General features: G+C 64.7%; 22 protein-coding genes and 1 pseudogene. 6 read left to right on the top strand and 17 right to left on the bottom strand.

Annotated features, from left to right (window positions below):
- Position 1 precedes the first annotated feature (1 nt).
- From tagH to tssA, 17 genes and pseudogenes are all read right to left on the bottom strand, one after another.
- Entirely contained in the window at positions 2–1,183 is a 1,182-nt protein-coding gene (gene tagH, locus ACI2KK_RS16770) for a type VI secretion system-associated FHA domain protein TagH (RefSeq protein WP_404669722.1), read from the bottom strand.
- A 21-nt stretch (positions 1,184–1,204) separates the two neighbouring features.
- Positions 1,205–1,342, bottom strand: coding sequence for a type VI secretion protein (locus ACI2KK_RS16775; RefSeq protein ID WP_217838799.1), 138 nt, complete (start codon positions 1,340–1,342; stop codon positions 1,205–1,207).
- Between the two features lie 34 nt (positions 1,343–1,376).
- Complete coding sequence (locus ACI2KK_RS16780) at positions 1,377–2,891, bottom strand: sigma-54 interaction domain-containing protein (protein WP_404669773.1); 1,515 nt, start codon at positions 2,889–2,891, stop codon at positions 1,377–1,379.
- 10 nt (positions 2,892–2,901) lie between these two features.
- On the bottom strand, positions 2,902–5,484 hold the full coding sequence (tssH, locus tag ACI2KK_RS16785; RefSeq protein ID WP_404669723.1) for a type VI secretion system ATPase TssH: 2,583 nt from the start codon (positions 5,482–5,484) through the stop codon (positions 2,902–2,904).
- A gap of 11 nt (positions 5,485–5,495) precedes the next feature.
- Entirely contained in the window at positions 5,496–6,503 is a 1,008-nt protein-coding gene (tssG, locus tag ACI2KK_RS16790; protein ID WP_217885307.1) for a type VI secretion system baseplate subunit TssG, read from the bottom strand.
- Positions 6,467–8,254, bottom strand: coding sequence for a type VI secretion system baseplate subunit TssF (gene tssF / locus ACI2KK_RS16795; protein ID WP_217885308.1), 1,788 nt, complete (start codon positions 8,252–8,254; stop codon positions 6,467–6,469). Before tssF ends, tssG begins: the two co-directional genes overlap by 37 nt.
- Positions 8,255–8,371: 117 nt before the next feature.
- Positions 8,372–8,761: a hypothetical protein gene (locus tag ACI2KK_RS16800; protein ID WP_404669724.1), complete on the bottom strand. Its 390-nt coding sequence runs from the start codon at positions 8,759–8,761 to the stop codon at positions 8,372–8,374.
- Entirely contained in the window at positions 8,762–8,893 is a 132-nt protein-coding gene (locus ACI2KK_RS16805) for a hypothetical protein (protein WP_404669725.1), read from the bottom strand. It abuts the gene before it with no gap.
- A gap of 55 nt (positions 8,894–8,948) precedes the next feature.
- The gene (locus ACI2KK_RS16810; protein ID WP_404669726.1) at positions 8,949–9,338 is read right to left on the bottom strand and encodes a hypothetical protein; all 390 of its coding nucleotides are present in this window, start codon (positions 9,336–9,338) and stop codon (positions 8,949–8,951) included.
- A complete protein-coding gene (locus tag ACI2KK_RS16815; protein ID WP_404669727.1) occupies positions 9,335–9,754 on the bottom strand; it encodes a hypothetical protein in 420 nt (139 codons plus the stop codon). The genes ACI2KK_RS16810 and ACI2KK_RS16815 overlap by 4 nt, the downstream gene beginning before the upstream one ends.
- Positions 9,755–9,786: 32 nt before the next feature.
- The gene (locus ACI2KK_RS16820; protein WP_404669728.1) at positions 9,787–10,200 is read right to left on the bottom strand and encodes a hypothetical protein; all 414 of its coding nucleotides are present in this window, start codon (positions 10,198–10,200) and stop codon (positions 9,787–9,789) included.
- Positions 10,200–10,598, bottom strand: coding sequence for a hypothetical protein (locus tag ACI2KK_RS16825; protein WP_404669729.1), 399 nt, complete (start codon positions 10,596–10,598; stop codon positions 10,200–10,202). Before ACI2KK_RS16825 ends, ACI2KK_RS16820 begins: the two co-directional genes overlap by 1 nt.
- A gap of 77 nt (positions 10,599–10,675) precedes the next feature.
- A pseudogene (locus tag ACI2KK_RS16830) lies at positions 10,676–10,792 on the bottom strand (PAAR domain-containing protein); the annotation flags it as partial.
- A gap of 11 nt (positions 10,793–10,803) precedes the next feature.
- Entirely contained in the window at positions 10,804–11,211 is a 408-nt protein-coding gene (tssE, locus tag ACI2KK_RS16835; RefSeq protein ID WP_217838809.1) for a type VI secretion system baseplate subunit TssE, read from the bottom strand.
- Between the two features lie 12 nt (positions 11,212–11,223).
- Complete coding sequence (gene tssC / locus ACI2KK_RS16840) at positions 11,224–12,696, bottom strand: type VI secretion system contractile sheath large subunit (RefSeq protein ID WP_217838810.1); 1,473 nt, start codon at positions 12,694–12,696, stop codon at positions 11,224–11,226.
- 27 nt (positions 12,697–12,723) lie between these two features.
- Positions 12,724–13,233 carry a type VI secretion system contractile sheath small subunit gene (gene tssB / locus ACI2KK_RS16845; protein ID WP_217838811.1) on the bottom strand — a complete coding sequence of 170 codons (510 nt, stop codon included), beginning with the start codon at positions 13,231–13,233 and terminating at the stop codon, positions 12,724–12,726.
- A 33-nt stretch (positions 13,234–13,266) separates the two neighbouring features.
- Complete coding sequence (gene tssA, locus ACI2KK_RS16850) at positions 13,267–14,829, bottom strand: type VI secretion system protein TssA (protein WP_404669730.1); 1,563 nt, start codon at positions 14,827–14,829, stop codon at positions 13,267–13,269.
- Between the two features lie 290 nt (positions 14,830–15,119).
- On the opposite strand from tssA, the gene ACI2KK_RS16855 reads away from it, so the two are divergent.
- From ACI2KK_RS16855 to ACI2KK_RS16880, 6 genes are all read left to right on the top strand, one after another.
- Positions 15,120–15,458, top strand: coding sequence for a hypothetical protein (locus ACI2KK_RS16855; RefSeq protein WP_404669731.1), 339 nt, complete (start codon positions 15,120–15,122; stop codon positions 15,456–15,458).
- A 139-nt stretch (positions 15,459–15,597) separates the two neighbouring features.
- Entirely contained in the window at positions 15,598–16,116 is a 519-nt protein-coding gene (locus ACI2KK_RS16860; RefSeq protein WP_217838813.1) for an Hcp family type VI secretion system effector, read from the top strand.
- A 147-nt stretch (positions 16,117–16,263) separates the two neighbouring features.
- The gene (locus ACI2KK_RS16865; RefSeq protein ID WP_404669732.1) at positions 16,264–18,306 is read left to right on the top strand and encodes a type VI secretion system tip protein VgrG; all 2,043 of its coding nucleotides are present in this window, start codon (positions 16,264–16,266) and stop codon (positions 18,304–18,306) included.
- Positions 18,296–19,039, top strand: a complete 744-nt coding sequence (locus ACI2KK_RS16870; protein ID WP_404669733.1) for a DUF4123 domain-containing protein — start codon at positions 18,296–18,298, stop codon at positions 19,037–19,039. Before ACI2KK_RS16865 ends, ACI2KK_RS16870 begins: the two co-directional genes overlap by 11 nt.
- A complete protein-coding gene (locus ACI2KK_RS16875; RefSeq protein WP_404669734.1) occupies positions 19,036–23,877 on the top strand; it encodes an RHS repeat-associated core domain-containing protein in 4,842 nt (1,613 codons plus the stop codon). Before ACI2KK_RS16870 ends, ACI2KK_RS16875 begins: the two co-directional genes overlap by 4 nt.
- Positions 23,874–24,269 carry a hypothetical protein gene (locus ACI2KK_RS16880; protein WP_404669735.1) on the top strand — a complete coding sequence of 132 codons (396 nt, stop codon included), beginning with the start codon at positions 23,874–23,876 and terminating at the stop codon, positions 24,267–24,269. Before ACI2KK_RS16875 ends, ACI2KK_RS16880 begins: the two co-directional genes overlap by 4 nt.
- The last annotated feature ends 82 nt before the right edge of the window (positions 24,270–24,351 follow it).

The raw sequence follows: 24,351 nt of genomic DNA on the forward strand, positions 1-24,351 counted from the left end.
TTCATCCTTCGTGTTCGCTGTGCAGGGTGGCGATCAGGCGCACCTGCTCTTCATAGGCCTGGGCGAAATCGCGGGCCAGCAGGCGCTCGGCGAAGTCGTCGTCCAGGCTCAGGGCCTGGTGGTAGCGCTGGAAGGCGCGCCAGCGGCTGCCTGATGTGGCCACCAGCGGCTTGCCGCGCTCGCGCTCGAAACGCAGGCTCAACTGGCTGGGGGTGAAGTGCTCCAGCGTGCTGTGCACCACCGCGCGGCTGCCGGCCAGCAGCGCCACCTGGTGCGCCTGCAGGTCACGAAAGCCCCGGGCCAGCGCTTGTTCGGCGCTGCCCTGCCCGGCCTGCCCCGGCTGCAGCATCAGGCGCAGCGCCTGGCCGCTGTCGCCGGCCTGGCGCAGCGGGTTGCGGCTGCTCTGCTGAGCGGTGGTGTGGCCCAGGCGCAGTTCGTTTTTCAGGTCGCTGCGGGTGCGCAGGCTCTGCTGCAGGCCGGCGATGCTCTGGTTGAGCAGGCCGGCAGCCTTCACGGCCAGGGCCTCGCGGGCCGGGCCGTCGAGGGCTTGCAGGTCGACCCCCAGGGCCTGGCCGAAGCGCGCCCAGAACTGCTCGGACACCCCCTCGCCCCTCGGCGCCGGGGCTTCGTACACCGGTGCCGCCACAGGTTCTGGCACCAGCTCCGGCACGATCAGGTTCTCGGTGTCGATGCGCGCCGCGTCGCTGCGCTGCGCCGGCTCGCGCCAGGCAGTGGCGAAGGCATCGTCGGCACCCGCTGGCGCCTTGAAGGCGTTGAGCGGGTCGAGGTCGAGGAAGGCGTCGTCCGGGATGATGCTGCCGGCAGCGGTCGGCCGGCCGATTTCACCGTCGAAGCGCGCCGGCTCGCGCACCAGGCGCGCGCGGATCTCGAAGTCGCACAGGCGGAACACGCTGTCGTGCTCGATGCGAAACGGCTCGCCGCGCGGCAGTTGCACGCCGGAGCCGGTGAACACGCCGTTGCGGCTGAGGTCGGTGAGGTAGAAGACGCCACGCTCGCAACTGACCCGCGCGTGGTGCCCCGACAGGTGTTTCTTGCCGTCGGGGATGGTCCATTCACAATCGCTGGCCCGGCCGATGGTGCCGCCGTCGGCGCCGAACAGGCAGGTGCGGGCATGCTGGGGTATCAGCTGGCGGGTGTTCTGAATCTCGAGCACGAGTTCCATGTGTCTGTGCACTCCTTGCGGTTATCGGCCGCGATTGACCACCTGGGGTTCACCCAGGGGCCGGTATTGGTCATCGTTGAACTTGTAGTTGCCGTTGCAGCCGGCAAGGCCGAGCAGCACCAGCAGCCCGGCGGCTATCAGCCATGGACGTGAAGGCATCAGGAAGTCTCCCTGCAGGTCAGGTATTCGTGGGTCATGCCTGGAACTCGCTCAGGTCGATGTTCAGGCGCTCGATGCGGTACAGCAGGGTGCGCCGCGGCAGCCCCAGCTGGCGGGCGGCGACGGTCTGGTTGCCGTTGTTGCGGCGCAGGCAGCCGAGCATGTAGGCGCGCTCGACGCGCTCCATGTAGTCGCGCAGGTGCAGGTTGTCCGGCTCGGCCGGGGCCTGCTCGCGGGCGCCGAAGTGCTCGGCGCGCAGCTCGGCGCCCTCGCACAGCAGCACGGCACGCTCGACCATGCCCTTGAGCTCGCGCACGTTGCCGGGGAAGCCATAACCGGCCAGGTGCCCGAGCGCGCACTGCGACCAGCTCAGCGAGCCACGGCCAATGAAGCTGCAGGCCTTGGCGACAAAGTGCCGGGCCAGCAGGTGCACGTCGTCGCCGCGCTCGCGCAGTGCCGGCAGGCTGATGGGGAACTGCGCCAGGCGGTAGTACAGGTCTTCGCGGAACTGCCCCTGGGCGACCATGGCCGCCAGGTCGCGGTGGGTGGCGGCGATGATGCGCACGTCGATCTTGCGCGTTTCGTTGCCGCCCAGCGGGCGGATTTCGCCCTCCTGCAGCACCCGCAGCAGCTTGGCCTGCAACGCCAGCGGCATGTCGCCGATCTCGTCCAGCAGCAAAGTGCCGCCGTCGGCCGCCTCGAACAGCCCCACGCGGTCGCGGTCGGCGCCGGTGAAGGCGCCCTTGCGGTAGCCGAACAGCTCGCTTTCCAGCAGGTCTTCGGGGAAGGCCGCGCAGTTTTGCACGATGAAGCTTTTGCTGCGGCGCGGGCCGCATTCGTGCAGGGCGCGGGCCACCACTTCCTTGCCGGTGCCGGTTTCGCCGGTCAGCAGCACGGTGTAGTTGCTGTGCAGCACCTTGCCGATCAACTGGTAGGTCTTGCGCATGGCCTCGCTGGTGCCGATCAGCCCGTAGTCGCTGGGGCACACGCTGTTGTCGGCCGGTGCGGCCAGCGCCGCGCCGCCGCTCAGGCGCACCAGCAGGCCGAGCTGGCCGAGCACGAAGCGGCCCAGTTGCGCCAGGGCATCGGCAAAGCGTTGCAGCTCCAGCGCCCGCGGGCTGGCGCAGATCAGCAGGCCGCCCACCTCGCCGCTTGCCGTGTTCAGCGGCACGCACAGCAGGCTGCGCCAGGTATCGCCGCTGGCCGGCAGGAAGCTGCTCGAATACAGCCCGTCGCCCAGCGAGTCCAGGCACAGCACGCGGTTCTGGCACAGGCTGAACTGCAGCAGTTCATCGCCGTGGTAGTCGGCCGACAGCGCCGAGCCGTCCGCAGCGCGCAGTTCACCGTGCAGGCACTCGGCGCTCAGCCCCAGGGCGCTGTGGCCGGCATCGAGCAGGTACACCTGGGCCAGCTCGCAACCGCTCAGGGCGCAGGCCTGACGGGCGAAGGCGCCCAGCAGCGCGCCCTGCTCCGCCGCCTGCGCCAGCGCGCCGAACGCGGCCAGCAACTGCTCGGCGTAGCCTTGCGGCTGCGGGGTGTGGTCGAGCAAGGCGCTCATCTCAGCCGAACTCACAGACCACACCACCGTCACCGTCCAGGGTGGCGTGCACCTGGGTCAGTTGCTCGCCGCTGGCCATGGCATCGAGCAGGCGGTCGGCGATGGTCGGCAGCAGGTGCGAGTCGATCAGGTGGTCGATCAGGCGCGCGCCGCTGTCGCTTTGGGTGCAGCGCTCGGCCAGGTGCTCGACCAGCGCCTGGCAGTGGCTGAAGCCCAGCTGGCGACGTTGCAGGCGCTCGCCCAGGCGGCCAAGCTTGATTTCTACCAGCTCGTTGAGCACCGGGCCGCCCACCGGGTAGTACGGCACCACGCGCATGCGCGCCAGCAGGGCCGGCTTGAAGTGCTTGCTCAGCGCTGGGCGAATGGCCGCTTCGAGGTCTTGCGCCGAGGGGCGCTGGCCGTCTTCGCAGAGTTGGCTGATACGGTCGCTGGCAAGGTTGGAAGTCATCAGGATCAAGGTGTTGCGAAAATCGATTTCGCGCCCTTCACCGTCGTTGGCCACGCCCTTGTCGAAGATCTGGTAGAACAGGTTGAGCACGTCGGGGTCGGCTTTTTCCACCTCGTCCAGCAGCACCACCGAATACGGCTTCTGGCGCACCGCTTCGGTGAGCATGCCGCCCTCGCCGTAACCCACATAACCAGGCGGTGCACCGATCAGGCGCGAAACGGTGTGTTTCTCCTGGAATTCGGACATGTTGATGGTGGTGAGGAAGCGCTCGCCGCCGTACAGCAGGTCGGACAGCGCCAGGGCGGTCTCGGTCTTGCCCACGCCGCTGGGGCCGACCAGCAGGAACACACCTACCGGCGCATCGGGCTTGTTCAGGCCGGCGGCGGTGGCGCGCATGGAGCGGTCCAGGGCATGCACTGCCTGCTCCTGGCCACGGATGCGCAGGCGCAGGTCGTCGGCGAAGCTGATCACCTTGGCGTTGTGCTCGCGGGCCAGCTGGCTCAGGGGCACGCCGGTCCAGGCGCTGATCACCTCGGCCACCAGGCGCGGGCACACCTCGAAGCTGACCAGGCGCTCGCGCTGCTGGGCGTCGGTCAGGGCGCCGTGCACCTCAAGCAGTTCGGCCTGGCACTGCTCGGCATCGAAGCTTTCATCGTCCACCGGTGGCTTGGCCAGGCGCTGGCGCAGCTCGAGCAGGCGCTCGGCCAGGCTGCGTTGTTCCTGCCACAGCGCCTCGAGGGCCTGCTGCTCGCCGGCAGCCTGCTCCAGGCGGGTCTCAAGCGCTTGCAGTGCGTCGTGGTCAATCGACAGGCCCGCCTCGGCGTCACGGCGCAGGGCCTGCACCTGGCGCTCGCCCTCGGCGCGCTCGCCACGCAGGCGCTCGATGCTCTCGGGGGCGGCGGCCAGGCTGATACGTACCCGGGCGCAGGCGGTGTCGAGCACGTCGACGGCCTTGTCTGGCAGTTGGCGGCCGGCCAGGTAGCGGGCCGACAGTTCGGCGGCGGCAACCACGGCGTCGTCACGCAGGTAGATGCCGTGGCTTTTTTCGTACACCGGCGCCAGGCCGCGCAGGATGGTCACCGCCTCGCCCACGGTGGGCTCGTGCAGTTGCACCGGCTGGAAGCGCCGGGCCAGGGCCGGGTCTTTTTCGAAGTACTTCTTGTACTCGGCCCAGGTGGTGGCGGCGATGGTGCGCAGCTCGCCACGGGCCAGGGCTGGCTTGAGCAGGTTGGCAGCATCGCCACCACCGGCCTGGCCGCCGGCACCGATCAGGGTGTGGGCTTCGTCGATGAACACGATGATCGGCTTGGGCGCCGACTTGACCTCGTCGATCACGCCCTTGAGGCGGCGCTCGAACTCGCCCTTGACGCTGGCACCGGCCTGCAGCAGGCCCATGTCCAGGGCCACCACCTCGACGCCCTTGAGCGCCTCGGGCACTTCGCCGGCGGCGATGCGCAGGGCCAGGCCTTCGACGATGGCGGTCTTGCCGACCCCGGCCTCGCCGACCACGATCGGGTTGTTCTTGCGCCGGCGGGCGAGGATATCGACCATCTGGCGGATCGCGCCATCGCGGCACAGCACCGGGTCGAGCTTGCCGTCACGGGCCTGCTGGGTGAGGTTGTGGGTGAACTTGGCCAGCAGCGACTCGCCACCTGCCGCAGCCGGCTTGCCCGGGGCGGCCTCGGGGCGCTGGGCCAGGGCGTATTCGCGCAGGCGCGCAGCGTCGATGCGGGCCAGCAGCGGCTGGTAGCGGCTGCCGGCGTAGCGCACCAGGTTGCGCAGCAACGCCAGAATCAGCGCGGCCTGGTCGATCTGGCTCTGGCCCAGCTCCAGGCTTGCGGCCATCAGGCCGTCCTGCAGCCATTGCACCAGCTCCGGGGCAAACACCGGGTTGCGCGAAGCGCTGTGCTCGGGCAGCGGCTGCAGCGCTGCGGCCAGCACCTGGGCATCCACCTCGGCGTCCTGCAGGGCCTTGGCCAGCAGGCCTTCGGGGCGCTCGAGCAACGCCAGCAGCAGGTCCTCGACGAGGATCTTGCTGCCACCACGGCTGACGCAGCGCTGCGCGCAGCCTTCGAGGTCACGGCGGGTTTCGGCGTCCAGCGCCTTGATGAGCTGTTGCAAATCGACGTTGATCATTTCATTGGTCCTTAATGAATGCGGCTGCCGAGGGTGACGACCCCGTCGGCGCGTTCGTGTCCGAGCCAGCTGGTCCAGCCGAGGCGGCAGGCGTTGTCTTCGCCGATGCGCAGCTCGCGGACCTCCTCGTGCTTGAGCACCAGGCGCAGGTCGTAGTCCAGGGGGTCGCGCAGGGTGAAACGCACCAGTGCGCACAAAGGCTGGTAGCCCGGCCCGATGGGCAGGAACTCGTGAAAGCGCTCCCAGGTGAGCTGGTTGACGTGAATGCGGAACTTGCCGCCGCGGTCGCGCACGCTTTCGCCCAGTACCGCGTTGTCGCCCAGCAGGCTGTTGGCCAGGCCCAGGCGGTTGCGTTCTTCTTCAAGAATCACCACGCGGCGCTCGACGCACTGCTCGATCACCAGGTCTTCGTGCTTGAAGTAGTAGCGCAGCACCGACTCGATCAGCGCCGCCGAGTGGGCGCGCAGGCTGAGCAGGCCCAAGTACGGCAGCAGGCGCCGCCAGTTCAGCTCGCCGGCCTGGCGAATGGCCTCGCCGCCCAGGCCGATCAGGGCGAACAGCTGCGCCGAGAACGGGTCGGTGGCGCCGGTTTCAAAGCGCACGTGGTAGCGGTACTTGCGCCAGATCGGCAGCATCAGGCGCTGCAGGCGGTGGTGGAACAGGTCGAGGAACTGGCGCGTGGGGTTGCCGTCGTCGCCATCGCCAATCGCCTGCTCACCATAAAAAGCCGGCAGCGGCGAGCTGGCGCCGACTAGGCCGACCAGGTTCAGGCGCAGGCGCGCGCGCAGCTCGCCGTGTTCGTGGAAAAACTGCACGCGGTCGATGTCGCTGCCCGGGAAGCCCAGGCTCGGGTTGGCCTCGAACTCCAGGCGCTCGTACAGGTCTTCCTGGCTGAGCCAGGGGCTGTCCTCGCGCAGGCGGTCGACCACCAGCAGCACGGCCTGGTACAGCGAGTATTCGCGAATGTAGCGCGCCAGCCCGCTCAGAGCAGGGGCTGCATGCCCATACGTGGTGTCCATTGGTACACCTCCCCTTGCGTGCTTTTGACCCTCAGCTCATGGAACGAGTTGAGGCTGGCGTAGAGTGCGAAGAACTCGTTGAGCACCGAGGCGAAGACGAACAGGTCGCCCTCGCCCACGTAGCCTTCCGGGTCGATGGTCAGTTCGGTGCGCAGGCCGCGCAGCGGCAGGCCCTTGTGCAGGCGGTCGATGTGCTCGTGGCGCACTTTTTTCAGGCCGCCGAGCAGGCGCTTGCTGACCTTTTCCGCGTGCTGGTCGTAGTAGCGCGGCAGGTCGTAGGTTTCGAGGATCACCTTGAGCGCCTCGACGTTGGCCAGCGACAGGTAGTTCAGCGACATGTTGCTGATCAGCCGCCACAAAAAGTCGCGGCCGATGGGCGGCGCGTAGCTGGGGGTGGCGGCGGTGATGTTGCGAAAACGCAGAAACTCCGGGGTGCCTTCGGCCATCAGGCAGATGTCGCCCTCGCGCAGGCGCAGCGGCAGGTTCTGGTTGGTGCAGGTGAGCTCGATCGACAGCGTCTCGTGGGACTGGGTCTGGCGGATGCCGAAGCTCAGGTAGGTGTCCATGCCTTCGTGCAGCAGCGAGCTGCGCTGGCGCACGCTGTAGTGCGGGCTGCTCTCTTTCACGTCGAAGCTTGGGTCGTGCTCGAACGACTCGAACGGCACGTAGTTGCGGTAGCCCACCCCGCCCGGCAACCAACCGATCACCCCTTCCACGGCGAACACGCCGCAGCTTTTCAGGTCGTACTCGGCCGGCAGCAGCAGGTACTCGTCCTGCTTGCCGTCCAGGCGAATCGGCAGTGCATCGTGGCGGAACAGGTTGACGATGGGGGTGCAGTGCAGCTTGATGTTTTCAAGGCTCGGGCGCAGGCGCTGGATGCCGCCCTTGCGGATGTTGAAGCGGATTGCCACGCCGCGCACCTGCTCTTGCAGGTCTTCCGGGATCGCGGCCAGGGCTTCGAGGCCTTCGAGGTCGACGAACAGGAACTTGTCCTGGAACGAGAAGTACTCCTGCAGGAAACGGTAGCCACGGAAGGTGTTCAGCGGGTACGGGATCAACGCGTGCTCTTCGCCAAAGCCCACCGGCGAAACCTTGTCGCCGCGCAGGGTGTAGCTGAGGTCCGGGGCATTGATGCGCGAGAACGGTTTGCCGTGGGCGTCCAGCGGCACCAGCTCGATGCTTTCGAGGTTGCGCAGCAGGCACAGGTAGAGCATCTGGCTGATGTAGCGCTCGCCGGCCAGGTGCAGGCGCAGGCGCTTGAGCTCAAGCTCCGCGAGAAAACCGTCGCAGCTCATCTCGGTGCGCAGGGTCAGCACCGCGCCGTCACCCTTGACCGCAAAGTCGATGCCGGCCAGGTCCAGGGCCTGCACTTCGGTGGCGTAGCAGGTGCGGAAGCGGCAGCGCACGCCATCGACCGGCTTGCTCTCCACCGGGGTTTCCCGGGCCACGGTCTGCGCCGGGCCAGCCTGGGGCAGCGGCTCGAACTGCAGCATGCTGAACGAGGGCAGCGGGCGCATGTAGTTGGGCCACAGCAGGTGCATCAGCGAGTGGGTCAGCTCGGGCAGTTCGTCGTCGAGCTTCTGGCGCAGGCGCCCGGTGAGGAAGGCGAAGCCTTCGAGCAGGCGCTCTACATCCGGGTCGCGCCCGCTCTGGCCGAGGAACGGTGCCAGTGCCGGGCTGCGCTCGGCGAAACGCCGGCCCAGTTGGCGCAGGGCGGTGAGTTCGCTCTGGTAGTAGTGGTTGAACGACACGGGGCAGTTACCTTGGTTGAGAGGCAGTTGGGCGCAGGCATGCGCGGTAGGCGACGTCGATGAGGACGGCCAGGCAGCTGGAGAGTGGGTAGTCGTACATTTTCATCGTTCAGTCCTTCAAAGATTGCACTGGGACAGTCGCCATGCCGCCCACCCTTCGGTGGTCGGGTACAGCGCGGCACTGCCGATCCAGTGTGCCGCTTCGTCACCACCCACTTCGTACTGCCAGATTGTCCATTCGGAGGTTGCAAGCTGCTCGCCCTGGCGGTCATTCACGCGGTAGAAGTACTGGCTGCCAGACAACAGCCCCACGATGCGCCCCGGCACCCCCAGGGCGTCGTAGTTGCGCACGTAGGTCTTGAGCGTGCAGCTAGCGCCCGGACTGCTTTCGCTTGCCACTTCGCGCCCGGCGTGGGTGGCCTGCTGGCGCACCCACAGCCAGCTGCCGAACAGCAGCACGACCAGCAACAACAGCGCCAGGCCTACCCGGCAAAGCAGCTTTTTCATTCACACTCCCTGAGCGAAAAACTCGCCCAACCGTGGCGGGTACAGCAGAAAAATCAACGACCCCACCGCCAGGAACAGCCAGCGCATCAGCATCCTCAACATGTCTGCTTGACCACCTTTCGATGAATTCATGGTCAGCACCTTGCAGACCTTCGAACACAACAGCCCACGGCCCGGTTCGAGGTGTTCAATCGCATTGCGGCAACCCCCAACCCGCCCAGCCGTCCTGGCCCGGATACATCGCGGTGCGGTTGATCCAGTGGGCATCCATGTCGCCGAACTCACGCTCCCAGAACGTCCATTCCGAGGTTTCCAGCAAAGCCCCCTCGCGGCTGTAGACGCGGTAGTAGTAGCTGCTGCCAAACAGTGACGCGATGCCGCCTGCCACGCCCGCCGCGCTGTAGCGCCGGGTATAGGTCTTGAGCACACAGCTGCCGTTCTCGCTGGCCACGCTGCGCAGCTCGCGGCCGGCCTCGGAGGCCATTTGCCGTATCGCCAGCCAGCCAGTGACAAGCAACACCATGATGATGGAAAGCACTACGGCGAACTGCAGGGCACCACGCTCAACCCGGGTCATTGACGGCCAGCCTCTTGCTGCGCAGCCGAACCATCACACTGCTTGAGCGAAAAACTCGCCCAACCGTGCCGGGTTGGATACATCGCCATCTGGCCGAGCCACTCAGTGGCAAAGGTGTTCACCTCATCCTCACTGAAGTTCCACTCGGAGGTGGCGAGCTGGTCCCCGGCATTGTTGTAAACGCGGTAGAAGTAGCGGCTGCCGAAAGCCGATGCCATACCCCCCGCCACGCCGAAAGCCGAGTAGTCGCGCCTGTAGGTTTTCAACAGACACTTGCCGGAGCCGCTGGCAATGCTGTCCGTTACCTGCGCCTGATCGCTTGCATACGCGCGCATGCCCAACCACGCCAGGAACAGCAGCAAGACCAGCGAGCCCACGATTAGAAACAGCCAACGCACTGAAACGGACAGCGCCACGGCTAACTGCTGAGCACCACCTCCAACCCGGGTCATTGACGGCCAGCCTCTGGCTGCGCAGCCGAACCATCACACTGCTTGAGCGAAAAACTCGCCCAGCCATCGGTAGTCGGATACATGGCCATACGGCGAACCCAGTGAGCAGAGAAGTCATCAATCTCGTACTCGGAGAAGTTCCATTCAGAGGTCGCCAACAGTTCACCGGCGCTGTCGTAAACACGGTAGAAGTAACGGCTGCTGTAACCCGAGCCTATCCGGCCCAACAGCCCCAAAGGCTTGTAGTTTCTGATATAGCTTTTCAGCGTGCAGTTGCCGGCGCCGCTGGCGAACGCGTCCACTTCAATGGCCTGAGAGGCCGAGTACTGGCGAATACCCAACCCTGCCAGCACCAGCAAAAGCATCAGCGCTGCAACGCAGATCAACAGCCAACGCAGCACCCCACGCATCAATTCGACCCCTTCGGATGTTCGCCCAACCGCTTGGCAAACCGGCGCACCAGCCTTTCAACCGGGTCGGTCAATACAACCGCCAGCGCACATAGCCCACCGCACAACAGAGCGATGCCGGGGCCACGGATGGGGTGTTGCGGTAGCAGATAGACGAGAACAGCCAAGCTCATCAGCCCTGCCAGGCCATAGCGAAGTTTCTTGTTGGCAAAGACCGTCATGAGCACATTGACGCCAACGAACACGTAAAAAATCAGCTGCTTTGCCAGTCCAAGGCTGATACCACGCGCGACAGGGGCTGCAACCCACTTCGCCCACGCGTCATAGCCATGCATGAACAAGAAAGGCAATGCCAGACAGGCCAGCGCATGCAATGCAAAACGTACAATCAGGCTCATCAATCCCAGACCCCGTATTTGGCGAGCTCTCCGGCATTGCCGGGGCGCCGCAATCGGTTATCTGAAACGGCCATGTACGCGGCGGCCAGGCCTTCGATGATCACGTCCGGCGAGCCGGCCGCGATGGGATTGGTGCCATGCCCGGGGATCGGGCAGGCAGTTGGGTCGCTGACCCGTGCAGCGGGTTTGTCCATTTCGATACTCCTTATCGAACCTTGACGTTGCCGCTGCCATCGAGGTGGGCGGTGAAGGAGACCGCACGGCGGATCCCCTCCACTTCCAACCAGCCTTCGATGGCGAAGGTGAGCTTGAGCGGATCGCTGCCGCGCGGCTGCGAAACCACCTGAACGTTGCTCAGGCGCGGCTCGTACGCTTCGATGAAGCGGCGAATCGCCTCCTTGGCCTGGCTCAGGGCGTCGTGCAGGCTCAGGCGCATGTCGTTCAGATCAGGCAGTCCGTAGTCAGGCAGCGTCTGCACGCTACCGGCACGAGTGCTGAGCATCTTGCCCAGGTGGCTGGCCACCGAAGCCGTCACGCTGCCTTCGCGGTTGTATTCGCTGCGCCCGGCGGCTTCACCACCGAGGCGTTCGAACAAGCTGCCGTATCCGCTCATGCCCTACTCCACTCAGGCCTTGTCGAGCTTGCCGACCAGCGACAGGGTGAAGTCGGCACCCATGTACTTGAAGTGCGGACGCACGTTCAGGCTCACGCGGTACCAGCCCGGCTCGCCTTCGACATCGCTGACGGCGATGGCGGCAGCACGCAGCGGGCGACGGCCACGCACTTCGGCGCTCGGGTTTTCCTGGTCGGCCACGTACTGGCGGATCCACTTGTTCAGCTCGGCTTCAAGGTCGGTGCGCTCTTTCCACGAACCCAGTTGCTCGCGCTGCAGCACCTTCAGGTAGTGGGCCAGGCGGTTGATGATCATCATGTACGGCAGCTGGGTACCGAGCTTGTAGTTCAGCTCGGCGTTCTTGCCTTCTTCGCTGATGCCGAAGAACTTGGGCTTTTGCACCGAGTTGGCCGAGAAGAACGCGGCGTTGTCGCTGCCTTTGCGCATGGTCAGGGAAATGAAGCCTTCCTCGGCCAGTTCGTACTCGCGGCGGTCCGATACCAGTACTTCGGTCGGGATCTTGGTTTCGATCTCGCCCATGCTCTGGAAGTGGTGCAGCGGCAGGTCCTCGACCGCGCCACCGCTCTGCGGGCCGATGATGTTCGGGCACCAGCGGAACTTGGCGAAGCTGTCGGTCAGGCGGGTGGCGAAGGCGTAGGCAGTGTTACCCCACAGGTAGTGCTCGTGGCTGTTGGCGACCACTTCCTTGTACACGAAGGTCTTCACCGGGTTGTCTTCCGGGTCGTACGGGTTGCGCAGCAGGAAGCGCGGCACGGTCAGGCCCATGTAGCGCGAGTCTTCGGACTGGCGGAAGCTCTGCCACTTGGCGAACTGCGGGCCTTCGAAGTGGTCCTTGAGGTCCTTCAGGTCCGGCAGGCCGGTGAAGGCTTCGAGGCCGAAGAATTTCGGGCCGGCAGCGGCGATGAACGGCGCGTGGGACATGCACGAAACGCTGGAGACGTACTGCATCAGCTTGACGTCAGGGGCGTTGGGCGACATGAAGTAGTTGGCGATGATGGCGCCTACCGGCTGGCCACCGAACTGGCCGTATTCTGCGGTGTAGACGTGCTTGTACAGGCCGGCCTGCATCACTTCCGGGGAGTCTTCGAAGTCGTCCAGCAGGTCTTGCTTGGAGGCGTTGAGGATCTCGACCTTGATGTTCTCGCGGAAGTCGGTGCGGTCCACCAGCAGCTTCAGGCCGCGCCACGAGGCTTCCAGCGACTGGAACTCGGGGTTGTGGAGAATTTCGTCCATCTGCCGGCTGAGCTTGGCGTCGATTTCGGAGATCATCCGGTCGACCATGGCCTTCTTGACCGGCTCGCCCTGGTTTTGCGGCTTGAGCAGTTCTTCGATGAAGGCCGACACGCCGCGCTTGGCGATGCCATAGGCTTCGTCTTCAGGGGTGAGGCTGGTTTCGGCGATGATCTGGTCGAGGATGCCGAAGTCGGCGAGGTCCTGGGTTTCTTGCTGTGCTGCGGTGCTCATGGGGTGGCGTCCTTATGGGGTCCGGGCTCAAGCGTCCTGTTGCGGGGTGGCATCCATGCCCAGCTCGCCGAGCACACGATTGCGCGCTTCGTCGTCAGCCAGGACGCCTTCGATGGCCTTGCGGAAGGCCGGTGCGTTGCCCAGCGGGCCCTTGAGCGCCACCAGTGCCTCACGCAGTTCCATCAGCTTTTTCAGCTCCGGGATCTGCTCGACCAGGTTGGCCGGGTTGAAGTCCTTCATGGCGCCGACCTTGATCTTCACCGCCAGCTCTTCGCCTTCGGCGACATCGTCCTGCAGGCGGTTAGGCACGCTGAGGGTGAGGCTCAGGCTCTGCTTGGCCAGTACGTCATCGAAGTTGTTCTTGTCGATGCTGATCGGCTTGCGGTCTTCGATCTTGCGATCGTCGAGACGCTGGGTGAAATCGCCGAGCACCATCAGTTTGAGCGGCAGCTCGATTTCTTCCTGGGCGTCGCCCAGGGCCGGTTTGAAGGTGACGTTGATGCGTTCCTTGGGTGCTACCGAGCCTTCTTTGGCCATCGGTCTTCTCCTTTGCGGTTACGGCCCGAGGGCCTAATCGAGCACCACCTCGAGATCGAGGTGGCACAACCTGCGGTAAACCTCGTCCTTGCGCTCGCGCACCTCATGGTTCTGCGGCAGCAGTTCGCAGCTGCTGTGCAGCAGCTGCAGCACCTGCAGGGCCAGCGCCGGTTCCCAGGCATCCAGCCCTGAGTCGTGCAGCTGGCGGTCGAGGGATTCGAGCTGGGTACGGGCCAGCTCGTACTTCTTGGCGTGGTGGCAAAGCCGCGCCAGGGTGAATTGCCAGAAAAACCGTTCGCGCCCGCCCTGGGCGGCCTGCATGGCTTGCTTGAGTTGCTGCACGGCGGCCTTCAGGCCGTCCTTGCGCAGCACCGGCTGGGCCGCCTCCAGGGCTTGCTCCCAGGCCGGCAGGCGCTCTTGCTCGCTGGGCTCGGGCGGGCGCACCGCGGCCGGGGCCTGCAGGTGCGGCAGCACGGTGGCGCTGATCCAGGCCAGGGTGGCGGGGCCAGCGAACGGCTGGCCGTCGTGAAAGCGCAGGCCGGTGATGCCCGGCAGGCGCTGCAGGAACAACGCAAAGGTCATCTCTACCTCGCGCAGCGCAGCGTCGCTGCCCAAAGCCTGCAGGCATTCCCAGGCCAGGTGCTGGCCATCGAACCAGAACGGCGAACGGGCCAGGCTGGCTTCGACGTCCACCAGCAGGTCGGCGTACTTGCCGGCCTCGAAACGCTGGCGGTAATCACTGAGCTTGTCGGCGGGCAGGCCGCGCAGCGCGGTCACCTGCTCGGCATTGCGGTCGGGCAGACCTTCGATCGGCAACCAGGCCAGAGTGCGGTTCAGGCGCAGGGCGCGCAGGTCGCTGGCTTTTTGCTTGAGCCACCAGGCGGCCAGCGGCCGGCCGCCGTCCTGCAGGGCGCGCAGGGCCTTGTGGGCGTCTTTTTCGTTGTCGATGGCAGCGCCGGGGGTGAGCAACTGGGTGGCGGCCTGCTTGACCTGGGCCACCACCGCACCGACGCTGCCGGGCTCGGGCTGGCCTTCGCCGCCGCGCTGCACCTTCTGCGCCAGGCGCCGGCGCATCGGCAGCAGCAAGGGCGCGTCGTCGCCCAGTTGGGCGCCGAGGGTTTCGTCCAGTGCTTCGAGGTGCTCGACCATGGCCCGGAACAGCGGTAGCTGGTCCTTCACCGGCACATCGTCGCTGAGCACCTGCTCCAGGCGCGGCATCAGCCAGGCGAAGGCGCCGCTGCGGGTACGCACCTTGAGCGGGTGCACCTCGGCCCAATGTTGCTGGCACAGGTGGCGCAGCATGCCCAGGCCGGCCAGCAGGCCGACGAAGGATTCACGCTGGTGCAGGGCCCAGATCAGCCAGACGCAGATGCGCAGGTCGCGGGTCTGGTCGCGCAGCAGTGCCTCGCAACCTTCGACCACCTTGGCCCAGTCGATGCGCCCGGCATCGTGCATTGCCAGGCCCTTGTTGAGCTCTTCTTCCAGCGCCTCGAACTCGCTGGAAAAACGCACGTCTTCACCGGCAAATGCAGCGCCGGGCACAGGCGTTTTCACCAGCTCGAGATAATGTGCGCACAACTTGCTTGAATAGGTCATCCGTGGCTTCTGTAAGCAATTACCGGGCGCGTTGCGATCAACTTCCATAACGCGGTGGTAATGAATGCCGTACACCGTTTTTTCCTTGGCAGTACTGGCACCCGGGGGGTTAGGCGGTTGGATCCTAAATGGCGTTTTAGGCAGATGCAAGCACACTGATATCACTGATTTTTTTACATTTTGCCCTTGTAAGGCGATTTTCGGCAGATGCGGGTTGCGCCGAAAATAAAGCGAAATAACCCGCAAAACGCCCGATTTAGAGGGTTTGAAACGAGAAATGCATCACACAAATGGTGCTGGACTTTCGGAAATTTCCCACGAGCACCTCTCCGTACGCCCTACGCACCGTAGGGGTTTCCCCTACATCAAATGGAGACTTCCCTGATACAAAAAACACCCTTTTGAAAGTTTTTCGAAAAGTAAACGAGCAAGCCTTAGCGGCAGCAGCCGAATGGAAAAACGCAAAAAGCAGCACTGCGCAAAAAGTTGCGCAGTCTGCCGCGCAAAAGTGTGCAGTGAATGAGGCTCAAGGGCAGAGCCGACAAGGGCTGGAGTACAAGTGCGCAACTTTTTGCGCACTACTGCGCAAAAAGTTGCGCAACTTCATGCTGTTTTTGCCCGGGCGGTGAACTTCGAGCACAACAAAAAGTCCGCAAACCCTTGAATTTACTGGGCGCAAGGCTTTCTGGCACGCAAATTGAAATGCACTTGGGCAACCGGGCCAGAAGTTCCCGGCCAACCGATACCCATTCCGCAAGGAGAGCTGCAATGCCAACACCCGCGTACCTGACCCTGCAGGGCACCAAACAAGGCCTGATCACCGCCGGCACCTTCACCGAAGATTCGGTCGGCAACATCTTCCAGGAAGGCCACGAGGACGAGATCCTCGTTCAAGCCTTCGACCACCAGGTGATCATCCCGCGTGACCCGCAGTCCGGCCAGCCCACCGGCCAGCGCGTGCACAAGCCGCTGAAGATCACCAAGGTGTTCGACAAGTCCTCGCCGCTGATCTTCACCGCCCTGACCAGCGGTGAGCGCCTGACCGAGTGCACCCTGAAGTGGTTCCGCACCTCGGCTTCCGGCACCCAGGAGCACTACTACACCATCAAGCTCGAAGACGCGATCATCGTCGACGTGCAGTCCAACATGGCTAACTGCCAGGACCCGAACATGGCGCACTTCACCCACCTCGAAGACGTCTACTTCACCTACCGCAAGATCACCTGGACCCACGAAGTCTCCGGCACTTCCGGCTCCGACGACTGGCGTGCCCCGGTCTCGGCCTAAGCGCCCGTGACCCCGCCGGCGGCCCTTCGGGGCCGTCGGCGCTTGCCGCGCAACACCCACCTGCACCTCGGCCCCGCCGAGCCCCGGGCCTTGCCAGGAGGCATGCCCACCCCCGCGCCACCGCCACCTTGACCAGGAGGACACTGGATGTTCACGCCGGCCAACCAGCCATCGTTCACCCTTGCCATCCAGGGCGCCAACAGCGACCTGCGGGTACTGGCCTTCACCGGCTTCGAGGCACTCAACCAGCCCTACGCCTTCGACCTGCAACTGATCAGCGAATACCCCGCGCTCGACCTCACCGAGCTGCTGCACAAGCCCGCCTTCTTCACCTTCACCCCCGAAGGCCAGGGCATCCACGGCATCATCGACCGCATCGCCCAGGGCGATTCGGGCAAGCGCTTCACCCGCTACGAAATCACCCTGCGCCCGCGCCTGGCGCGCCTGGCCCACCGGGTGAACCAACGCATCTTCCAGGACCTCACCGTCCCCGAAATCATCACCCAGGTGCTCAAGGACCACGGCATCCTCGCCGATGCCCATCACTTTCACCTGGGTTACCAGTACCCGCCACGCAACTACTGCGTGCAGTACGACGAGTCCGACCTGCACTTCATCCAGCGCCTGTGCGAGGAAGAGGGCCTGAGCTACCACTTCCAGCACAGCAGCCGCGACCACCGCCTGGTGTTCGGCGACGACCAGACCGTATTCCCCAAGCTGGCCGCCGTGACCTACCAGCAAGACAGCGGCCAGGTGGCCGACGACCCGGTCATCAAGCAACTGGCCGTGCGCGTGGAAACCCGCACCACCCGCGCCACCCGCCGCGACTACGACTTCAAGAACCCGCGCCTGCTGCTGGAAAGCGACCACAGCACCGAGCGCGCCCCGGACCTTGAAGACTACGACTACCCCGGGCGCTTCACCGACCGCGAGCGCGGCAAGCTGCTGGCCACCCGCGCGGTACAGCGCCACCGCGCCGACTACCGTCTGGCCGAAGGCCGCGGCGACGTGGCGCGACTGGTGAGCGGGCACTTTCTGCCCCTGGCCGGCCACGGCCGCGACGAGTGGAACGACCTGTGGCTGCTGACCAGCATCCGCCACGAGGGCAAGCAGCCCCAGGTGCTGGAAGAAGCCCTGCCCAGCGCCACCACCGCGCACAAGGACGACTTCCACCAGGGCTACCGCAACAGCTTCACCGCCACCCCCTGGGACCAGCCCTTCCGCCCTGCCCTGCGCCATGACAAACAGCGCATCCGCGGCAGCCAGCGCGCCCTGGTCACCGGCCCCGCCGGTGAAGAGATCCACTGCGACAGCCACGGCCGGGTCAAGGTGCAGTTCTTCTGGGACCGCGAAGGCGCCGGCGACGACCAGACCAGTTGCTGGCTGCGGGTGTCTTCGGCCTGGGCCGGCGCGCGCTACGGCGGCGTGGCCATTCCGCGCATCGGCATGGAAGTGCTGGTGGGCTTTCTTGAAGGCGACCCCGACCAGCCGCTGGTCACCGGCTGCCTGTACCACCGCGAGAACGCGGTGCCCTACCCGCTGCCGGCGAACAAGACCCGCAGCGTGTTCAAGACCCTCAGCAGCCCCGGCGGCAAGGGCTTCAACGAGCTGCGCATCGAGGACAAAAAGGGCCAGGAGCAGATTTTCATCAACGCCCAGCGCGACTGGGAGCAGCGCATCCTGCATGACCAGAAGATCCGCGTTGGCCGCCAGCGCCACGACACCGTCGAGGCCGACAGCCACACCGAATTCAAGGCCGAGGAACACACCACCGTCGACCTCGACCGCAAGGCCGAATGCCGCGCCGACGACCACCTCAGCATCGCCGTCAGCCAGCACCTGAAAATCGCCACCAGCCAGTTCATCGAGGCCGGCACCGAGATTCACCTGGGCAGCGGGCAGAAGATCGTGATGGAGGCCGGCGCCGCGCTGACGCTCAAGGCCGGCGGCAGCTGGGTGCAGATCGACGGCGGCGGCGTGGCCATGAGCGGCGCCGCCATCAAGCTGAACCAGGGCGGCGCACCGGGCGTGGGCACCGCAGTGGCGGCGCTGCTGCCGGGGCTGTTGCGCCAGGCAGTGAACGCCGTGGCCGGCGCCGTGCTGACCCCGGCGCAGATCAACACCCTCAAGCGCAGCGCACCGTTCTGTGAAGAATGCGAGAAGTGCAAGGGAGGTGCCTGTGCCATCTGAGCCCCTGAGCCCCATGGACTGGCTGCAACAGCAGCCACTGGCCGAAGGCGAATACCTGTACGCGGTGATGGGCAGCGCCAGTGACGCCGAGCCCATGGCCAACTACTACCGCAAGGCCAGCCCCGAGGCGCCTATTCCGCTGTGGGGCGGCACGCCCTACGCCGGCTGGCGCGAGCTGATGCCCTACCTCGACCGCCTGCCGGCCGACAGCCCGATGCTCGACTGGGCCGCCGCCTGCGATGCCCGCGACTGGGGCTGGCTGGCGGTATCCCGGGCGCAACCGGCCGAGGTGGCCGAGCACCTGCGCGGCCTGACCCAGGTGCTGATGCCCGATGGCACCGGGGTGTTCTTCCGCTTCTGGGACGGCCAGCACCTGCTGCCGATTCTCGACTGGCTGGGCGAGCGCAATGGCGAACTGCTGCCGGTGTTCACCCGCTACTGGGTCAATGGCCAGGCCCGCGACGGGCATGCCCTGCCCCACCAGGGGCCGCAGCATTACCCGTGGTGGGAGGTGCCCCAGGCGCTGCTCGATCACCTGACCCAGCAAGACCCGTCCACCCTGATCGACAACCTGCTGCAAATTCTGCGCGAAGACCACGCCGACCTCTACTTCGCCCAGCCCGAGGCCAACCTGCGCCTGAAGCTTACGCAATTCGTCCGCTACCACGCCGAGCCCATGGACAGCCTCGGTGAACGCGTCGTCGACCACCTGATACAGGAAGTAGCACCTTGATCTCCTACATCATCGGCAAGTTCCTGGCCGAGGCCATTTCGGCCGAGACCCCGGACGCCCCACGCATCATCGCCGACTTCAGGCAAAACAGCCTGACCGACTACCAGGAATGGGCCGACAGCTGGACCCTCGGCTGGGCGCTGGACACCCAGCAGAAGTTCGAGGTCGGCGACGAGGTGCTGACGGTCAAGGACAAGGACGACACCAAGGTCCAGGGCTACGCCACCTGCCAGAAGAACGGCGTAATGACCCTGCTGCACAGCTTCGAGACGGTCAATTTCGTGCCGATCGGCAACACCCCTTTCGAAGCTCGCGAAGTGCTGGCCAAGGGCAAACTGGGCGAGGCAATCCGCGGTGCGCTGGATGAAAACGGCTTGGGCACGGTGACGGGCTGCGAACCGAACAAGCCTTACCAGATCACCTTCTTCCCCGATGTGGGCGAAAACGAAATTCGCGCGCTGCATGCTTCTTACGGCGGAGTGCTCGAAAAGCTGCAGGGCTGGTTGACCAAGGAGTGGTCCAGCAGCATCGAGCCGCAGTGGAAAGCCTACGTGCAGAAGGATACCCCCGACCGCCTGCTCGAGATCGGCGAAGCGTTCGCCAGCGGCGCGTGGGAAGTGCTGAAGTCGCTATGGGACGACATCAAGAGCGTATTCGACATGCTGCTCAATGCCCGCGAGTACGCCGGCAAGATCGTCGACTACATCAGCAAGGCCGATTTCGACGAACTCAAGACGAGGGCCAAGAAGGCGCTGCACGACGGCCTGATGCTGCTCAGCGACGAGCCGCTGATGTACCTGTATGCCATGGCGGTGATCACCTGGGTGCAACTGCAACCGCCCCCCGTGATCGCCGAACTGGCGGGCGGGGCCATGATGCGGATTGTACTGGACGTGATCATCGGCATGGTGCTGACCGGCGGCATCGGTATCGCCGTGCGCCTCGGCACCAAGACGGTCAGCGCGGTGCGCAGCGAGCTGACCGCCCGGCGTGTGACCAAGGCTTTCCAGGACCTGATCGATCTGGAGACCCAGCTGGCTGAGCATGCCAAGAAGGTCAAGCCGCTGGCGGCCCATGGGCAGGTGATGGTCAACAGCTCGAAGAAGGCCGATGTGCAGATCGACAGCCCTTTACAGCACATCGACCTCAACAAGCCGGACACCATCGTGCTGACCCGCGGGCCGGACAAGAAAGTGACCGTTACCCAGGGCGAAAAAACACCGGACGCCCCCAAGCAGGCGAAAAACCCCGACGACAAACCCACCGACGCCTGCAGTGCCACCTGCGTCAACGGCTGCCCGGTATCGATGGTCACCGGCGAAGAGCTGCTGACCCTGACCGACACCGAGCTCGACGGCCTGCTGCCCTTCGAATGGACGCGCCTGTACCGCACCTCGGCGGTGGAGCACGAGTGCGGCCTGGGCCCCGGCTGGAGCCATGCCCTGGCCCAGCGCGTGACCATCGAAGGCGACGCGGTGATCTGGCTGGACCACGAAAACCGCCGCACCGAGTTCCCGCTGCCGTCGGTGCAGCGCCCGGCCATCAGCAACAGCCTGTCCAAGGCCGCCATCTACCTGGGCGAAGGCGCCAACGAGCTGATCCTGACCCAGGCCGGCAACCAGCCGCGCTTCTACCACTTCCGCCATGACGGCCGGGTGGCCGCGCTGTTTGCCATCAGCGACCGCTACGACAACCGCCTGCACGTGCAACGCGACGTGCTCGGCCGCATAGCCCGCCTGCACAACGGCGCCGGCCGCGCCCTGCAACTGCGCTACGACCGCACGGTGATCGTCGCCGTCGACTACCAGACCCGCGTGCTCGACGCGCCCAACCAGAACACCTGGCACACCGAACAAACCGTCGCCACTTACCGCTACGACAGCCACAACCGGTTGATCGAAGCCAGCAACGCCGCCGGTGAAAGCGAGCATTACCGCTACGACAGCGAACACGTGATCCAGAGCCGCCAGCTGGCCGGCGGCGCGCAGTTCTTCTGGGAATGGGAAGGCGCCGGCAAGTCGGCGCGCTGTGTGCGCCACTGGGCCAACTTCGCGCAGATGGACACCACCTACAGCTGGGGCGACGACGGCAGCGTGACCGTGCGCAACGCCGACGGCAGTGAAGAAGTCTACGTTCACGATGAGAACGCACGGCTGGTCAAGCAGGTCGACCCCGACGGCGCCACCCACGAAAAGGCCTACGACGAACAAGGCCGGCTGATCGCCGAAAAGGACCCGCTGGGCGCGGTCACCGAGTACCAGTACGAAGACGGCCGCCTCAGTGCGGTGATACCGCCTGAAGACGAGCCGGTGCTTTACGAGTACGACTACCACGGCCACGTCAGCGCCGTGGAGCGCGGCAAGGCACGCTGGGAATACCGCCGCAACGCCCAGGGCGACATCACCGCGCAGACCGACCCCAGCGGCGTACGCACCGACTACCGCTACGACGAGCATGGCCGCCTGCTGGAAATCCACCACCCCGACGCCAGCCTGCACCGCCTGGGCTGGAACAGCCTCGGCCAGCTGATCGACGAACAACTGCCCGACGGCGGCCAGCGCCGCTACCGCTACGACGCCCTCGGCCGGCAGATCACCCGCCAGGACGAAACCGGCGCCCTCACCCACTACCAGTGGACCCCGACAGGCCGCCTGGCGCAGATCACCCTGCCCGGCGGCGGCACCCGTGCCTACCGCTACAACGCCTACGGCAAGGTCACCGAGGAGCGCGACGAACTCGGCCGCATCACCCGCTACGAGTACGCCGAGCACCTGCACCTGGTCAGCCGGCGCATCAACCCCGACGGCAGCGAGCTCAACTACCGCTACGACAACACCCGCCTGCTGCTGACCCAGATCGACAACGAACGCGGCGAGCAGTACCGCCTCGACTACCACCCCAACGGCCTGATCAGCCAGGAAACCGGCTTCGACGGCAAGCGCACCGCGTATGTCTACGACCTCAACGGCCAGCTGATCGAAAAGACCGAGTTCGGCGAGGACGACACCCCGCTCAAGACCGAGTACCAGCGCGACAGCGCCGGCCGCCTGCTGGTCAAGACCCTGCCCGACGGCAATGCGGTGCACTACACCCACGACCGCCTCGGCCGCCTGGTCAGCGTCGACGACGGCCACTGGCCGCTGGCCTACGAGTACGACCTCAACGACCGCCTGGTCACCGAGCACCAGGGCCGCGCCACCCTGCGCTACCGCTACGACGCCCTCGGCCAGCTCAGCCACGCCCGCCTGCCCGACGGCAACCGCCTGGACTACCACTACCTGCCCGGCGGCGACCTGGGCAGCATCGACCTCAACGGCCAGCCGCTGACCCGTCACCAGTTCCAGGCCGGGCGCGAGCTGGCGCGGCAGCAAGGGCAACTGGTCAGCCAGTACCAGTACGACGAGCAAGGCCGCCTGGTGCAGCACCGCGTTACCCAGCGCCAGGACAAGAAGTGGCTGCTGACCCGCGGCTACGGGTACGACGCCAACGGCAACCTGGCCAGCATCGACGACAGCCGCAAGGGCCTGCGCGAGTACCGCTACGACCCGCTGGACCGCTTGGTGGCGGTGCGTGGCGATATCGGCGAAAGCTTCCAGCACGACCCCGCCGGCAACCTGCTCGCCCAGACCGCGCAGCTCGATCCCAAGCTTGTAAACGTACAGGGCAACCGCCTGCTGATGCAGGGCGATGCGCATTTCGACTACGACGTGTTCGGCAACCTGGTGCGCGAGCGACGCGGGGCCGGGCAGAAGTTGGTGACCGAATATCGGTATGACTGCCAGCACCGCTTGAGCGAGGTTTTGCTACCCAATGGGCAGGTGGCCAAGTATCGGTACGACGCGTTCGGGCGGCGGATCGAGAAGGATGTGGCCGGGGCGCTGACCGAGTTCTTCTGGCAAGGGGAACGGTTGATAGGCGAATGGTCGCCGGGGCGCAGCCGCAGCTACGTGTATGAGCCGGGGAGCTTCCGGCCGTTGGTGATGGTGGATGGCGACGGGCCTGAGAATGCCCGCCCCTACTACTACCAGCTTGACCACCTGGGTACGCCGCAGGAACTGACTTCGGCGCAAGGCGGCATCTGCTGGTCGGCGCGGTACAAGGCCTACGGCAACGTCGCCAGGCTCGATATCGAAGAGATCGACAACCCGTTGCGGTTCCAGGGGCAGTACTTCGATGCGGAAACGGGGCTGCATTACAACCGCCATCGCTACTACAATCCCGGCACCGGGCGGTATCTGACGGCGGACCCGATCAAGCTGGCGGGGGGGTTGAACAGCTATCGGTATGTGCCTAACCCTACGGGGTGGGTGGATCCGTTGGGGTTGAGCGATACTTGTCCGAAGGCTGACTCATGTACGCCTGCGGTGCCGAGTGGGTCAGAAAAGCCCCCTTCAGTGTCTGAAAATGAGCCCCGTCTACCTTCTGCTGGCGAAACAAACGACCCCAAGTATCTCTATCGTGGGGATAACCGTCATCCTGATACAATTTTCGAAGAAGGCTTCAAACCAAGAGGAGACAGCGACGACCTAGAGCTTCATGCCTATGACAATAAAGAGCCTCCTAGCAACTTCATCAGTACATCATTACTGGAGTCAGTAGCCTCGGAGTTCGCTACTGACAAAGGACGCCAGTCGGGTTGGCTCTATATAATTAGATACCAAAAAAATGGACGCGACGTAAACAAGGAACTCGGCTCAAACTCAGCATTCAAAGAAGAAAAAGAAATTGCAGTACCAGGAGGAATTGACAGATCAGAAATTTTAGGCGCAACACATATACAAAAAAAAGGAACACCTTCCAACGAAACCAAACTCAACCCAAACAGGAATAAAAAATGAAAGAGGAAACCGTAACAATCGAAGTAAATAAGGTTAGGAAAAACGTCACACTCAAATGCGAACTTGATCCGCCAAAAATGGTCCTCGAAGTCGACGGGAACATTTCCACAGGCGAAGGCAGAAGCCTTATTCACTGCTTGGCATCACTAAGAGAACAGAATCCACATATAAAATTTTTATGTAAGGGTTCAAAACTAAACGTGTACCCTTCCAGAATGAGCATGCAAATGTCATCAGGAATGCTTGCCTACGAGTTAACCTTAGGGGAATACGCACTAATTAAAGACATCATCAATATTTTTGACTACGACGATAGCAATATCGCCCAAAGCTTCGAACAACAGAAAGCCTTTTTCGAAGAGTGGCTGGAATCTCTAGAGCAGGCTCAATAATTAGCTTGGCACACCAGCGATACAGAGCCTACTTAACTCAGTATCAACAGAGCTACTACTTATCAACCGCCCCACAAAAACC

Source organism: Pseudomonas sp. NPDC089406 (genome assembly GCF_044900265.1).
Taxonomy (GTDB): domain Bacteria; phylum Pseudomonadota; class Gammaproteobacteria; order Pseudomonadales; family Pseudomonadaceae; genus Aquipseudomonas; species Aquipseudomonas fakonensis.

What these genes read in the sequence shown, in the direction of transcription:
- tagH (WP_404669722.1), bottom strand. Translation starts at nt 1,183, where the DNA reads ATGGAACTCGTGCTCGAGATTCAGAACACCCGCCAGCTGATACCCCAG.
- ACI2KK_RS16775 (WP_217838799.1), bottom strand. Translation starts at nt 1,342, where the DNA reads ATGCCTTCACGTCCATGGCTGATAGCCGCCGGGCTGCTGGTGCTGCTC.
- tssH (WP_404669723.1), bottom strand. Translation starts at nt 5,484, where the DNA reads ATGATCAACGTCGATTTGCAACAGCTCATCAAGGCGCTGGACGCCGAA.
- tssG (WP_217885307.1), bottom strand. Translation starts at nt 6,503, where the DNA reads ATGGACACCACGTATGGGCATGCAGCCCCTGCTCTGAGCGGGCTGGCG.
- ACI2KK_RS16800 (WP_404669724.1), bottom strand. Translation starts at nt 8,761, where the DNA reads ATGAAAAAGCTGCTTTGCCGGGTAGGCCTGGCGCTGTTGTTGCTGGTC.
- ACI2KK_RS16805 (WP_404669725.1), bottom strand. Translation starts at nt 8,893, where the DNA reads ATGAATTCATCGAAAGGTGGTCAAGCAGACATGTTGAGGATGCTGATG.
- ACI2KK_RS16810 (WP_404669726.1), bottom strand. Translation starts at nt 9,338, where the DNA reads ATGACCCGGGTTGAGCGTGGTGCCCTGCAGTTCGCCGTAGTGCTTTCC.
- ACI2KK_RS16820 (WP_404669728.1), bottom strand. Translation starts at nt 10,200, where the DNA reads ATGCGTGGGGTGCTGCGTTGGCTGTTGATCTGCGTTGCAGCGCTGATG.
- ACI2KK_RS16825 (WP_404669729.1), bottom strand. Translation starts at nt 10,598, where the DNA reads ATGAGCCTGATTGTACGTTTTGCATTGCATGCGCTGGCCTGTCTGGCA.
- tssE (WP_217838809.1), bottom strand. Translation starts at nt 11,211, where the DNA reads ATGAGCGGATACGGCAGCTTGTTCGAACGCCTCGGTGGTGAAGCCGCC.
- tssC (WP_217838810.1), bottom strand. Translation starts at nt 12,696, where the DNA reads ATGAGCACCGCAGCACAGCAAGAAACCCAGGACCTCGCCGACTTCGGC.
- tssB (WP_217838811.1), bottom strand. Translation starts at nt 13,233, where the DNA reads ATGGCCAAAGAAGGCTCGGTAGCACCCAAGGAACGCATCAACGTCACC.
- tssA (WP_404669730.1), bottom strand. Translation starts at nt 14,829, where the DNA reads ATGACCTATTCAAGCAAGTTGTGCGCACATTATCTCGAGCTGGTGAAA.
- ACI2KK_RS16855 (WP_404669731.1), top strand. Translation starts at nt 15,120, where the DNA reads ATGGTGCTGGACTTTCGGAAATTTCCCACGAGCACCTCTCCGTACGCC.
- ACI2KK_RS16860 (WP_217838813.1), top strand. Translation starts at nt 15,598, where the DNA reads ATGCCAACACCCGCGTACCTGACCCTGCAGGGCACCAAACAAGGCCTG.
- ACI2KK_RS16865 (WP_404669732.1), top strand. Translation starts at nt 16,264, where the DNA reads ATGTTCACGCCGGCCAACCAGCCATCGTTCACCCTTGCCATCCAGGGC.
- ACI2KK_RS16880 (WP_404669735.1), top strand. Translation starts at nt 23,874, where the DNA reads ATGAAAGAGGAAACCGTAACAATCGAAGTAAATAAGGTTAGGAAAAAC.